The sequence below is a fragment of the Methylobacterium ajmalii genome (genome assembly GCF_016613415.1).
Lineage (GTDB): Bacteria > Pseudomonadota > Alphaproteobacteria > Rhizobiales > Beijerinckiaceae > Methylobacterium > Methylobacterium ajmalii.
Genome location: NZ_JACWCT010000062.1, coordinates 52,105 through 63,907, shown reverse-complemented (window position 1 = coordinate 63,907; position 11,803 = coordinate 52,105). Strand labels below are relative to the sequence as shown.

12 protein-coding genes and 1 pseudogene are annotated in these 11,803 nt (G+C 71.4%); 3 read left to right on the top strand and 10 right to left on the bottom strand.

The window, feature by feature from the left end:
* Positions 1 to 93 precede the first annotated feature (93 nt).
* The 6 genes and pseudogenes from HPY23_RS12015 to HPY23_RS11990 form a co-directional block, all read right to left on the bottom strand.
* Positions 94 to 1,116 (bottom strand): annotated as a pseudogene (locus HPY23_RS12015) (TonB-dependent receptor plug domain-containing protein); the annotation flags it as partial.
* 290 nt (positions 1,117 to 1,406) lie between these two features.
* Positions 1,407 to 2,069 carry a leucyl/phenylalanyl-tRNA--protein transferase gene (gene aat, locus HPY23_RS12010; protein ID WP_091888946.1) on the bottom strand — a complete coding sequence of 221 codons (663 nt, stop codon included), beginning with the start codon at positions 2,067 to 2,069 and terminating at the stop codon, positions 1,407 to 1,409.
* A 277-nt stretch (positions 2,070 to 2,346) separates the two neighbouring features.
* Complete coding sequence (locus HPY23_RS12005; protein ID WP_091888944.1) at positions 2,347 to 2,613, bottom strand: hypothetical protein; 267 nt, start codon at positions 2,611 to 2,613, stop codon at positions 2,347 to 2,349.
* 263 nt (positions 2,614 to 2,876) lie between these two features.
* The gene (gene accC, locus HPY23_RS12000; protein ID WP_060847338.1) at positions 2,877 to 4,232 is read right to left on the bottom strand and encodes an acetyl-CoA carboxylase biotin carboxylase subunit; all 1,356 of its coding nucleotides are present in this window, start codon (positions 4,230 to 4,232) and stop codon (positions 2,877 to 2,879) included.
* 13 nt (positions 4,233 to 4,245) lie between these two features.
* The gene (gene accB, locus HPY23_RS11995) at positions 4,246 to 4,749 is read right to left on the bottom strand and encodes an acetyl-CoA carboxylase biotin carboxyl carrier protein (RefSeq protein ID WP_413231072.1); all 504 of its coding nucleotides are present in this window, start codon (positions 4,747 to 4,749) and stop codon (positions 4,246 to 4,248) included.
* A gap of 148 nt (positions 4,750 to 4,897) precedes the next feature.
* The gene (locus HPY23_RS11990; RefSeq protein WP_060847340.1) at positions 4,898 to 5,716 is read right to left on the bottom strand and encodes a DsbA family protein; all 819 of its coding nucleotides are present in this window, start codon (positions 5,714 to 5,716) and stop codon (positions 4,898 to 4,900) included.
* Between the two features lie 199 nt (positions 5,717 to 5,915).
* Between HPY23_RS11990 and HPY23_RS11985 the strand changes: the two genes are divergently transcribed.
* On the top strand, positions 5,916 to 7,082 hold the full coding sequence (locus HPY23_RS11985) for an aminotransferase class I/II-fold pyridoxal phosphate-dependent enzyme (RefSeq protein WP_060847341.1): 1,167 nt from the start codon (positions 5,916 to 5,918) through the stop codon (positions 7,080 to 7,082).
* Positions 7,083 to 7,112: 30 nt separating this feature from the next.
* Here HPY23_RS11985 and HPY23_RS11980 read toward each other — a convergent pair whose 3' ends face one another.
* Positions 7,113 to 7,739 (bottom strand): LysE family translocator, encoded by a 627-nt coding sequence (locus HPY23_RS11980; RefSeq protein ID WP_236012765.1) that lies wholly within the window; start codon positions 7,737 to 7,739, stop codon positions 7,113 to 7,115.
* Between the two features lie 125 nt (positions 7,740 to 7,864).
* On the opposite strand from HPY23_RS11980, the gene HPY23_RS11975 reads away from it, so the two are divergent.
* Positions 7,865 to 8,341, top strand: coding sequence for an Lrp/AsnC family transcriptional regulator (locus HPY23_RS11975; RefSeq protein WP_060847342.1), 477 nt, complete (start codon positions 7,865 to 7,867; stop codon positions 8,339 to 8,341).
* A 119-nt stretch (positions 8,342 to 8,460) separates the two neighbouring features.
* Positions 8,461 to 9,231: a class I SAM-dependent methyltransferase gene (locus HPY23_RS11970; RefSeq protein WP_200601852.1), complete on the top strand. Its 771-nt coding sequence runs from the start codon at positions 8,461 to 8,463 to the stop codon at positions 9,229 to 9,231.
* 95 nt (positions 9,232 to 9,326) lie between these two features.
* Here HPY23_RS11970 and HPY23_RS11965 read toward each other — a convergent pair whose 3' ends face one another.
* The 3 genes from HPY23_RS11965 to HPY23_RS11955 all read right to left on the bottom strand — a co-directional run bounded on the left by HPY23_RS11965 (position 9,327) and on the right by HPY23_RS11955 (position 11,770).
* Entirely contained in the window at positions 9,327 to 10,730 is a 1,404-nt protein-coding gene (locus HPY23_RS11965) for a sulfatase family protein (protein ID WP_091888940.1), read from the bottom strand.
* Positions 10,731 to 10,810: 80 nt separating this feature from the next.
* Positions 10,811 to 11,287, bottom strand: a complete 477-nt coding sequence (locus HPY23_RS11960) for a VOC family protein (protein WP_091888974.1) — start codon at positions 11,285 to 11,287, stop codon at positions 10,811 to 10,813.
* Positions 11,288 to 11,305: 18 nt separating this feature from the next.
* On the bottom strand, positions 11,306 to 11,770 hold the full coding sequence (locus HPY23_RS11955) for an SRPBCC family protein (protein WP_091888938.1): 465 nt from the start codon (positions 11,768 to 11,770) through the stop codon (positions 11,306 to 11,308).
* Between the last annotated feature and the right edge of the window lie 33 nt (positions 11,771 to 11,803).

Genomic DNA, 11,803 nt, shown 5'->3' with positions numbered 1-11,803 from the left:
GCCGATCTACGGCCCCTGGCGGTACTACGGGATGCCGCTATCAACCCTGGAGGCCGATTTGGAGGCGGGGCTACTGTGAGCCCCTATCAACCCCGAATGACGAAGAACCCAATTCTCGAAGTTGCCGTCGTTGCCGTCGATCACGAACTGGCTCAGGCGGCGGACATAGGCGTTGCCCGACAGGTCCCAGGTCGGCGAGACGTTGACCTTGCCGGTGATCTGGACCTGGCCGACCGTGGTGTCGATCGATTGCGGATAGGTGAAGATCGCCCGCTCGTTGTTGCGGGTGAAGTCGACCGGCGAGGCGGCGGCGGCGCCGAAATAGGTCTTGGCGCCGGACGCGATGATGTGGAACTCGGAATCGAGCGTGCGGTGGCCGATATCGGCGTAGACCCGGCCGATCTCGGACGGCGACTTGTAGCGCCAGCCGGCATCGCGCAGGCCCTCTCCGGCGAAGTAGAAGCTCCAGGGGCCGATCACCTCGCCGTATTGCAGGGTGCCCAGGATGCGGCCGTCGGAGCCGCCGATCACCGAGACTTCCTTGCCCTGCCAGGTGAAGCCGTTCTTCATCTCGATGTTGACCGCGCCGCCGAGCGCGTTGAGGCCGAAGACCGGGTTGCCGGTGACGATGTCGATGCGGTTGATCGCGACCTGGGGGATCAGGTCCCAGTTCACCACGTCGCCGAAGGCCTCGTTGATGCGGGTGCCGTTCTGGTAGACGGCGAGGCCCTGCGGCGCGCCGAGGAGCGGCGAGGCGTCGAAGCCGCGATAGGTCAGGGTCTGGCGGAAGCTGTTGCCCTGGCCGTCCGACAGGTTCACGCCGGGCGTGGTGCGGGCGAGCGTGAAGGTGGGATCGAGGGTGGCGCGGTCCTGCTCGAGCTTCCGGGCCGTCACGGTCTCGACGGTGAACGGCACCTTGGCGAGCGACAGGTTGCCGCCGCCCTCGATCCGCTCGCCCGTGGCCGAGCGGGCGGTGCCGCCCGCGCCGGCGACCGGGGTGACCGGCACGACATCGATGGTCTCGAGGGCGATGGTGCCCTGCGCCGCGGCCGGCGCGGCGAGCGCGGCCGAGACAAGGGCGGTCGTGACCAGAAGTCCCCAGCGCGACGCAACCATGCCCGACATACTCCCCCCGCCGGTATCCGACTCGTGCGGTGCCGCACGGCGCCGCGAATTGGAGGAGAGATAACGAGCTTCACCGTTTCGCTGCAATCCCGGCAAAGGTCATACGGCATTCTTAGGAAGTACCGGGCCAGGATCGGCGCGCGAACCCCGGACACAGTGACGGTCCTGCAACAATCCGTCGGGCCGAAAACGTCGCGTCAGGGAAAGACCGGCAGTGAAAATTGCCGAATCTTCCTATTCGATCGTCTACGGTCGAGCAGATCCGGATCGGGCGAATCATGTCACGGATGGCCGAGGGCCGCCACCGCCTCGGGCCCGGTGAGCGGCGCGCCGTCCCATTGCGCCGGCCGCTCGATGGCGGCGCGCAGCATCGCCTTGTAGGCCTGGCGCGGCACCTCCTCGGCGCCGAACTGGGCGAGGTGGCTGGTGACGAACTGCGCGTCGAGCAGGGTGTAGCCGCCGCGCTTCAGCCGCGCGGCGAGGTGGACGAGGGCCACCTTCGAGGCGTCCCGGACGGTGTGGAACATGCTCTCGCCGAAGAACGCCGAGCCCAGCGAGACGCCGTAGAGGCCGCCCACCAGGGTCCGGGGCTCGCCGGCATAGACCTCGACGGTGTGGCAATGGCCGAGGTCGAACAACTCGCCGTAGATGGCGCGGATGCGGGCGTTGATCCAGGTGCGGTCGCTGTCGCGCCGCGGGGCGGCGCAGCCCTCGATCACCGCGTCGAAGTCGCGGTCGGTCACCACCTCGAAGTCGCCGTTGCGCACCGTGCGGGCGAGGCGAGCCCCGAGATGGAAGCGGTCGAGGGGCAGGATGCCCCGCTCCTTCGGCTCGACCCAGTACAACGTCGGGTCGTCGGCATCCTCCGCCATCGGGAAGATGCCGGCGGCGTAGGCCTTGAGCAGGATCTCCGCGGTGATCTCGACGTTCAGGCTGCCGTGCATCGACGGGGGTTCCGGGCACAGGGTGCGGGGGCGGCATTCTCACCCCGGACCGGCTCCCGGAAAAGGGGCGGCGGGGAGACCCGGTCGAACGAGAGCATTTTCCGACGAAGGGGGCACCGGGTCGTCGATGGAAAATGCGACAAAACCGACGACCTCGAGCAGCGCCGGATTGCAAAGCGATCAGGCGCTGCTCGAGGCGGGGAGATGCCCAAACGAGGAAAGACCCGCGGCGGCTGGCCGCGGACCTTTCCTCGCGTATCGGCGTGCTCGTTGCGGCTCAGTTCGACGGGCCGCCCGAGGTGTTGCCGAGGTTCGGGTTCAGGCGGCTCGGCATCGCGGCGTTGCCGCCCTTGGCCGAATCGATCTCGGTCTCGATGGTGTTGCGGCCGACGCCGCCGACGGGAGCCGGACGATCGGGGCTCACCACGGTGCCGGTCGAGAGCGGATCGACCACCGGGGCGGCCGGGCCCGCGTAGACGGGCGCCTGGGCGAGGGCGGGGGTGGCCAACAGGGCGGCCAGGGTGGCAAGCGTGATCATGCGCATGGGGACAGTCTCTCTCGGTTCTCGACTGCGACCGTTACAGTCCGGAACGCCCTGTTCACCATCTGACGCAGAGGTGATCCAAGTGTTCCGGCCATTGTCGCCGGGAGAACCGTCGAGGCGCCGTCCCGTTCCGGCGCGCGCGCAAAAATCTCGCGCACCATCGATTGCTGCGATGCCGCATCCGGGCCGGGTCCGCACGGCCCGAAACGCGAAGGGGCGCCCGCGAGGACGCCCCTTGCCGAAGATTCGCCGTGCGGGTCCGCCTACTCGACCTCGAGCCCGCCGGTCTTGAGGAATTCCTCGAGCCAGTGGATGTCGTAGAGGCCGTTCTGGATGTCGGCGTTGCGCACCAGGGTGCGGAACAGCGGCAGGGTCGTGTCGATGCCCGCGACCACGAACTCGTCCAGCGCCCGGCGCAGCCGCATCAGGCACTCGTTGCGGGTGCGGCCGTGGACGATGAGCTTGCCCATCAGCGAGTCGTAGTGCGGCGGGATGCGGTAGCCCTGGTAGGCTGCCGAATCGACCCGCACCCCGAGGCCGCCGGGGGGGTGGAAGTAGGTGATCGTGCCCGGCGAGGGCCGGAAGGTCGCCGGGTGCTCGGCGTTGATCCGGCACTCGATGGCGTGGCCCTCGACCCGCACGTCCTCCTGGCGCACCGAGAGCGGCGCACCGGCCGCCACCCGGATCTGCTCGTTGACGAGGTCGATCCCGGTGATCATCTCCGTGACGGGATGCTCGACCTGGATCCGGGTGTTCATCTCGATGAAGTAGAACTGCCCGTCCTCGTAGAGGAACTCGATCGTGCCGGCGCCGGTATAGCCCAGTTCCTGCATCGCCCGGGCGACCGTGCCGCCGATCTGCTCGCGCATCTCGGCGTTGAGCGCCGGGGAGGGGCCTTCCTCCCAGACCTTCTGGTGCCGGCGCTGGAGCGAGCAGTCGCGCTCGGCGAGGTGGATGGCGTTGCCGCGGCCGTCGCCGAGCACCTGCACCTCGATGTGGCGCGGCTTCTCGAGGTACTTCTCGATGTAGACCGCGTCGTCGCCGAAGGCGGCTTTCGCCTCGGTGCGGGCGGTCATCAGGGCGTTCTCGAGGTCGGCCTCGCTGCGGGCGACCTTCATGCCGCGGCCGCCGCCGCCCGAGGCCGCCTTGATCAGCACCGGGTAGCCGATGTCGGCGGCGACGCGCTTGGCCTCGTCGGTATCGGTGACGCCGCCCTCGGAGCCGGGGACGCACGGGATGCCGAGGCGCTTGGCGGTGCGCTTGGCCTCGATCTTGTCGCCCATCACCCGGATGTGCTCGGCCTTCGGGCCGATGAAGCCGATGCCGTGGTGGTTGAGCACCTCGGCGAAACGGGCGTTCTCGGACAGGAAGCCGTAGCCCGGATGCACCGCGTCGGCGCCGGTGATCTCGCAGGCGGCGATGATCGACGGGATGTTGAGGTAGCTGTCGCGGGCCGGCGGCGGTCCGATGCACACGCTCTCGTCGGCGAGCCGGACGTGCATGGCGTCGGCGTCGGCGGTGGAGTGCACCGCCACGGTCGCGATGCCGAGCTCCTTGGCGGCCCGCAGGATGCGGAGCGCGATCTCGCCCCGGTTCGCGATCAGGATCTTGTCGAACATGGGTTCCTTGAGATCACTCGATCAGCAGCAGGGGCTCGCCGAACTCGACCGGCTGCCCGTCCTCGATGAAGATCGCCGTCACGGTGCCGGAGCGCGGCGCCACGATGTCGTTGAAGGTCTTCATCGCCTCGACGAGCAGGACCCGGGCGCCACTCTCGATCCGCGAGCCGACCTCGACGAAGTTCTTCGCCTCGGGCGAGGGCTTGCGGTAGGCGGTGCCGACCATCGGCGAGAGCACCGCGCCCGGATGGGCGGCGAGCGCCTTCGGGTCGGACTCGGCGGTGAGGACCGGCGCGGCGGCGGGGATCGCGGCGGCGGGAAGGGGCGGGGCGACGGCGGCCACCGGGACCTGCACCTGCTGCACGGCGCGCTCGCGGGCGACGCGGATGCGCAGGTCGCCCTTCTCGACCTCGATCTCGCTCAGATCGGTCTCGGCGATCAGGGTCGCGAGCTCGCGCACGAGCTCGGGGTCGAAGGGATCATGCTTGTTGTTGGAGGGCACGGCGGTCTTCGGCACTCGTGAAGGAGGGGCGGGGGTTGGCCCGCCGGGACCCGGTGTCGGACGACGCGGGGGGCGTCGGGCGTCCGTCGGGCGATCGGCGGGCCTCATAGACCATGCGACCGGCGCGCGATAGTGGCGCCGGCGCGACGGGCAAGCGGGAACCTCAGCAGGTGGCGTGGCCGCACTGGCGCACGCCCGCCACCGTCTTGCGGATCGGCTCGACGCCGACGGCGCCCGGGATGATCTCGTCGCCGATGATGAAGGCCGGGGTGCCCGACAGGCCGAGCTTGTCGCCCAGGCCCACGTTCTCCTGCAGCGCCGCCTGGATGTCGGGGGCCTGCATGTCCTTCTGCAGCTTGGCGATGTCGAGGCCCATCTCCTTGGCGACCGCGATCGCCCGCTCGCCGTTCACCCGGCCGCGGCTCTCGAGCAGGCGGATGTGGTAGTCGAACAGCTTGTCGCCCTTGATCTGCTGCTTGGCGGCGAGCGCCACCTTGCTGGCCTCGAGCGAATCGGGTCCGAGCACGGGGAAGTCGCGCAGGACCACCTTCAGCTTCGGGTCGCCCTTGATCAGGGTCTGCAGGTCGGTGAGCGCCCGCTTGCAGTAGCCGCAATTGTAATCGAAGAACTCGACCAGGGTGACGTCGCCGTTCGGGTTGCCGGCGACGAAGCCGTGCGGCGAGTTGTGCAGGGTGTCGCGGGTCTCCTTCAGGGCGCTGGCCTGGGCGACCTTCTGGGCGTCCTGCTGGCGCTTCTCCAGCTCGGCCATCGCCTCCTGCAGCACCTCGGGGTTCTTCAGCAGGTAGTCGCGCACCACGCTCTCGATCGCCTGGCGCTGGGCGTCCGGCATCGCGGCCGGGGCGGGAGCTTGGGTGGCGGGCGCCGCCGGCGTGGTCGTCGGCGACTGGGCCTGCGTCGGGGCAACCGCGGCGACGAGGCCCGCGAGGGCGAGGGCGGGCAGAAGGCGGGGCAGGGGCAGCATCGTCGTCCTCATCGGGGTCGTCCACCGTCGGTGGCGCACAATCGTGGCGCGCTCCTTGACCCCCCGGTTAGGCGGTTTCGCGGCGGCCTTGTCAAATTACGCCTGGTCACATCGGGCTCGGCGCCGGCCGCGGGGCGCAATCGCCGGCAAATCCCGCTATGTGCGGGGACGCACCCGCGCCCTCCCATCAAGGCCCGTCATGTCCGAACCCGCCTCTCTCGTCTCCCGCCGCGCCGCCCGCGTCGCGCCCTTCCTGGCGATGGACGTGCTCGCCGCCGCGGCGCGGCGCGAGCGGGCCGGCGACAGCGTGGTGCACATGGAGGTCGGCCAGCCCTCCGCACCCGCGCCGAAACCCGCCATCGCGGCGGCGCAGGCGGCGCTGGCCTCGGGCCGCATCCCCTATACCGAGGCGCTCGGCCTCGCGCCGTTGCGCGAGCGGATCGCCCGCCACTACGCCGAGGCCTACGGCGTTGCCGTCGCGCCCGAGCGGGTCGTCGTCACCACCGGCTCCTCGGCCGGCTTCGTGCTGGCCTTCCTCAGCCTGTTCGATGCCGGCGGGCGCGTCGCGATCTCGGCGCCCGGCTATCCGGCCTACCGCTCGGTCCTCCAGGCGGTCGATCTCGAGCCGGTCGGCCTGCCGCTGCGGGCCGAGGACGGCTTCGTGCCGACCGCCGCGGGAGTACGGGCCGCCCATGCCGCGAGCCCGCTCGCGGGCCTCCTGGTGATGAGCCCGGCCAACCCGTCCGGCACGATGATCGACGAGGCGGGCCTCGCCGCCCTCGCCGGGACCTGCCGCGACCTGGGGCTGCGGTTCATCTCCGACGAGATCTATCACGGCCTGACCTACGGCCGGCCCGCCGCCACCGCGCTCGCGGTCGATCCCGACGCGGTCGTGATCAACTCGTTCTCGAAGTACTATTGCATGACCGGGTGGCGCATCGGCTGGATGGTGGTGCCGGAATCCCTGGTGCGGCCGATCGAGCGGCTGGCGCAGAACCTCTACATCTCGGCGCCCTACCTGTCGCAGGTGGCCGCGCTCGCCGCCTTCGAGGCGACCGAGGAGCTGGAAGGGGTGAAGGCCGACTATGCCCGCGCCCGCGCGCTGCTGCTGAACGAATTGCCGTCGATCGGCCTCGGCGACGTGCACCCGGCCGACGGCGCCTTCTACCTCTACGCCGACGTCGCGCGGCTCACCAACGACTCGATCGGCTTCTGCCGCCGTATGCTCGACGAGGCCGGGGTGGCGGCGACGCCCGGCCTCGACTTCGACCCGGAGGCCGGGGCCCACCACCTGCGCCTCTCGTTCGCCGGCGGCGAGGCCGAGGCGCACGAGGCGGTGCGGCGGCTGAAGGGCTGGCTGGCCTGACGCGCCCGCGGCAGGCCCCGGGGCCGGTGCTCAACCGGCCATCAGGCCGACGCCGAAGCTGACCAGCAGGCCGGAGAAGATCCAGCGTTGCGCCCGCTGGGCCGCGGGGCGCCGGTCGAGCCAGCGGCCGAGCTTCGTTCCCGCCTCGGCGTAGACGAGGTCGAAGGCGAGCCCGGCCGCGACGAGGACGGCGCCGAGCACGACGAAGCGGGCGGACGCGTTCGCCTGGTCCGAGCGCACGAATTGCGGCAGCAACACGGAGCAGAACAGCAGCGCCTTCGGGTTGAGGATGTTGGTCACGAGGCCGCGCAGGAAGGCCGCCGCCGGCGAGAGGACGGGAGCGCCCCCCAGCTCGGGCAGCGCGACCTCGGCGCGCCACACCCGCCATCCGAGCCAGACGAGATAGGCGGCCCCGGCGAGGCGCAGCCACCCGAAGACGACGGGCGACGCCACCAGGAGAGCGGCGAGCCCGACGGCCGACAGGCTGACATGGACCGTGCGGGCCACGGCGAGGCCGAGGGCCACCGCCCGGGCCGCCCCCCGCCCCTGGGCCGCGCCGGTGCGCAGGATCAGCACCATGTCGGGGCCGGGCACCAGGAAGGCGACGGCCAGGAAGGCGAGGAAGACGACGAGATCGGTCATGGTGGGATCGGTCATGGCGGGCCCTTGGGCGAACGGCCGGACCCTAGCGCTCCCGGACTGGCCGATCCGGCCGAATGCGGCTTCGCGCGCGGCGATCTTTGGCATACCGTGCCAAGAAATCCGTTTCGGAAGCCGCACAGATGCCAAAAATGGTTCTCGACGCCATCGATCGGCGCATCCTGGCGGCGCTGCAGCGGGACGGGCGGCTGACCAACGTGCAGCTCGCCGAGGAGGTCGGCCTGTCGCCCTCGCCCTGCCTGCGCCGCGTCCGCCTGCTGGAGGAGGCCGGGGTCATCGGCGGCTACCGGGCGACGCTCGACCGGGCCGAGCTCGGCCTCGGCCTCACCGTCTTCGTCGGAGTCAAGGTCGTCCGCCACGACGAGAGCGGGGCGGCGGCGTTCCGGGGCGCGGTGCGCCTCCTCCCGAGCGTGGTGGCCTGCCACCTCGTTTCCGGCGAATCCGATTTCCTGCTCCAGGTCGTCGTGCCGGACCTCGCCGCCTACGAGCGCCTGCTCCTCGACACGCTGATGCGCCTGCCAGGGGTCAGCGACATCCGCAGCAACTTCGCGATCCAGACGGTCAAGGCCGAGGGCCCGCTACCCCTCGACCATCTCTGATCGCGGCGTCGCCGACCGGGCTTGCCCCGGCCCCTCTCCACCCGGATACCGGGCGTGCCGGGCGTGCCGGGCGTGCGACGCCGAACCCGGCCGGCCTGTTCCGCCAGGGGAGGACACCGATGACCGACCTGCATCCCGCCGCCGCGACCGGTTTCGCCTCCGGCGCCGAGACCTACGCGCGGGGCCGGCCCGACTATCCGGCGGCGCTCGGCGCCTGGCTGCGCGACGCCCTGCGTCTCGGTCCCGGCCGCAGGGCCGCCGATCTCGGCGCCGGGACCGGTAAGTTCACCCGCCTCATCGCCGCGACCGGCGCCGACGTGACGGCGGTGGAGCCCGTCGCAGCCATGCGGGACGCGCTCGCCGGCTCCCTGCCGGGCGTGACCGCGCTCGCCGGCTCCGCCGAGGCGATGCCGCTCGCCGATGCCAGCCTCGACGCGCTCGTCTGCGCCCAGGCCTTCCACTGGTTCTCGACGAAGGCGGCGCTCGCCGAGATCCGCCGGGTGCTCAAGGTCGGCGGCCGCCTCGGCCTCGTCTGGAACGTCCGCGACGAGGGCACGCCCTGGGTGGCGGATCTGACCGCGATCATGAACGCCCACGAGGGCGACGCGCCGCGCTACCACACCGGCGCGTGGCGGGCGCCGTTTCCGGCCGAGGGATTCGGGCCCCTGCACGAGGAGGTTTTTCCTCACGGCCATGCCGGCGCTCCCGAGCAGGTGATCCTCGACCGTGCCCTGTCGGTGAGCTTCATCGCGGCCTTGCCGGAGGCGGAGCGGGCGAGGGTGGCGGCGAGCGTGCGGGCGCTGATCGATCGCACGCCGGAGCTCGCGGGGCGGCCGGAGGTGACCTTCCCGTACCGGACGCACGCGTACTGGTGCGAGCGGTTGCACTGACCCGCCGCGTGTCCCGACGATCGGCGTCGTTCATCCCGGGGGCCGCGCGGCGGCCCCGCAATGCCGGGGAGCGGGTGCGCTCGCACGCCCGGACGTCATTTCCCCGCCGGCGCCCCGACCCCGAAATGGTCGGCGAGCTGCGCGCCCGTGTAGCTCTCGGTGAAGCTGTCCGACCGCTCCGGCAACATGCCGGCGCTCCAGGCGGTCCAGGCCGTCTGAAGTCGCGAAAAGTCCTCCGGACGGCGGTTCTTCAGGTTCGCCCGTTCCAGCGGATCGGCGACCACGTCGAACAGGAACGTGTTGTCCCGGATCTTGAGGTACTTGAGGTCGCCGTCGCGCATCGCCGCCTGGGCGTTGGCGCGGTAGCGCCAGAAGAACGTGCGGGGCCGCTCCGAGGCCTGGCCGGTCAGGATCGGCAGGAGGTCGATGCCGTCGGACGGATAGGCCGGATCGGGAGCGGAGCCGGCGGCGGCGAGCAGCGTCGGCAGCCAGTCCATGGTGATCATCGGCTGGGTTGAGACCGCGCCCGCCTTCAGCCGCCGCGGCCACGACACGATCGCCGGGATGCGCAGGCCGCCCTCCAGCAGCTCGGTCTTGCGGCCGGTGAACGGCCAGGTGTCTGAGAAGCGCTCGCCCCCGTTGTCGCTCGTGAACACCACGATCGTGTCCTCGGCGATGCCGTTGGCCTCGAGGGCGTCGAGGACGCGGCCGATCTGGGCGTCCATCTCGCCGACGATCCGGCGGTAGGTGGCTTGGGTGCCGCCGTCGAAGTGGCGCAGGTTGCTGCCGGCGATCCGGCGCGATTCGGCCTCGTCGTCGGGCGTCTCCCACGGCCAGTGCGGCGCGTTGAAGTGCAGGCTGAGGAAGAACGGCCGTCCGGCCTTCGCCGAGGCCGCGATCGTCTCGACGGCGCGCTGGCCCAGGAGGTGGGTGGCGTAGCCGGCCTCCTCGATCCGTACGTCGCCGTCCCACAGGTCCGGCTTGTCGTCGGTGCCGCGGTGGCTGAAGTAATCGATCGTGCCGCCGCGAAAGCCCCAGAACGCGTCGTAGCCGCGCTGCAGCGGCCCGTATTCCTGCACGCTGCCGAGATGCCACTTGCCGATGAGCGCGGTGCGATACCCGGCCTGCCGCAGCAGGCCGGGCAGGGTCGGATGCCCCGCCGGGATGCCGCCCGCGAACCGGGTCGTCACCGGCTCCTCGAGCCCGACGGCCAGGCGGTACTGGTAGCGTCCGGTGATCAAGGCCGTGCGGGTGGCCGAGCACACCGCCGAGTTGGCGTAGGCCTGCGTGAACCGCATGCCGCGGGTGGCGATCCGGTCGATGTGCGGGGTGGCGAGGTCGGGCCGGCCGTAACAGGCGACGTCGGCGTAGCCGAGGTCGTCGGCCATGATGAACACGATGTTCGGGGCGTGCGCCGCCCGTGCCGCCCGTGGCCCGGCGAGCGCCGCCGCCCCGGCGGCCGCGCTGCCCAGCACGCGCCTGCGCGTCACTCCCGCCATGGTCGATCCTCCCGCGCCGTTGCGGGTACGCTACGGGGCGAGGCACCGACGGGCAACCGGTCCAGGCATCGGCCCGCGGTTCAGCCCGCGGCCGCCCGCTCCAGCGCCGCCCCGTCGATCCGCACCATGCCCTGCATCGCGGAAAACACCCGGGCGGCGACGGCGGGGTCCGGGTGCGCGAGCAGGCGCGGCAGCACTTCCGGGAAGATCTGCCAGGGCATGCCCCAGCGGTCGCGCAGCCAGCCGCACTGGATCTCGGTGCCGCCCCCGGCGAGGAGCGCGTCCCATAGGCGGTCGACCTCCCTCTGGTTCGGGCAGGCGACGGCGATCGAGGCGGCGGTGCCGTAGTCGGCCCTCGTGCCGCCGTTGAGCGCCTGGAAGCTCTGCCCGCCGAGGGTGAAGCTCACCAGGATCGCGGCGCCGGGCTCGCCCCCGGGCCAGGGACCCGGCGCACGCAGGATCGGCCCGAGCTGCGAATCCGGGACGAGGGCGACGTAGGTGCGCACCGCCTCCTCGGCGTCGCGCGCGAACCACAAGCAGGTGCTGACGGAAGTCATCATGCGTCTCCTCGACGGTCAGAGGCGGGCTGCGAGATCGGCGAGCTGATCGGCGCAGCGGCCCCAGCCGTCGTGGAACCCCATCGCCTCGTGGGCGGCGCGATCCTCCGCCGTCCAGTGCCGGGCGAGCGCGGTGTAGCGGGTGCCGCCGTCCTCGGGCGTGAAGGTGATGATGCCGGTGAAGAACGGCTTCTCCGCCGGCTCCCAGGCGCATCCATAGGCGTCGGTGAAGACGATGCGGGCATTCTCGACCAGCTCGAGATAGACGCCGCGGCTGGTAAACTCGCTCCCGTCCGGCCCCCGCATGACGATGCGGGTCGCGCCGCCGGGGCGGGGATCGGTCTCGGCCTGCGCGACCGTGAAGGGATGCGGGGCGAACCACCGCTTGATCAGCTCCGGCTCGGTCCAGGCGCGGTAGAGCGCGGCGGCCGGGGCGGGGATCAGGCGGGTGAGGACGAGATCGCGTCCGGTCGGATCGGTCATCGGAGGGCTCGACGGGTGGGCGTGGGAGATCGG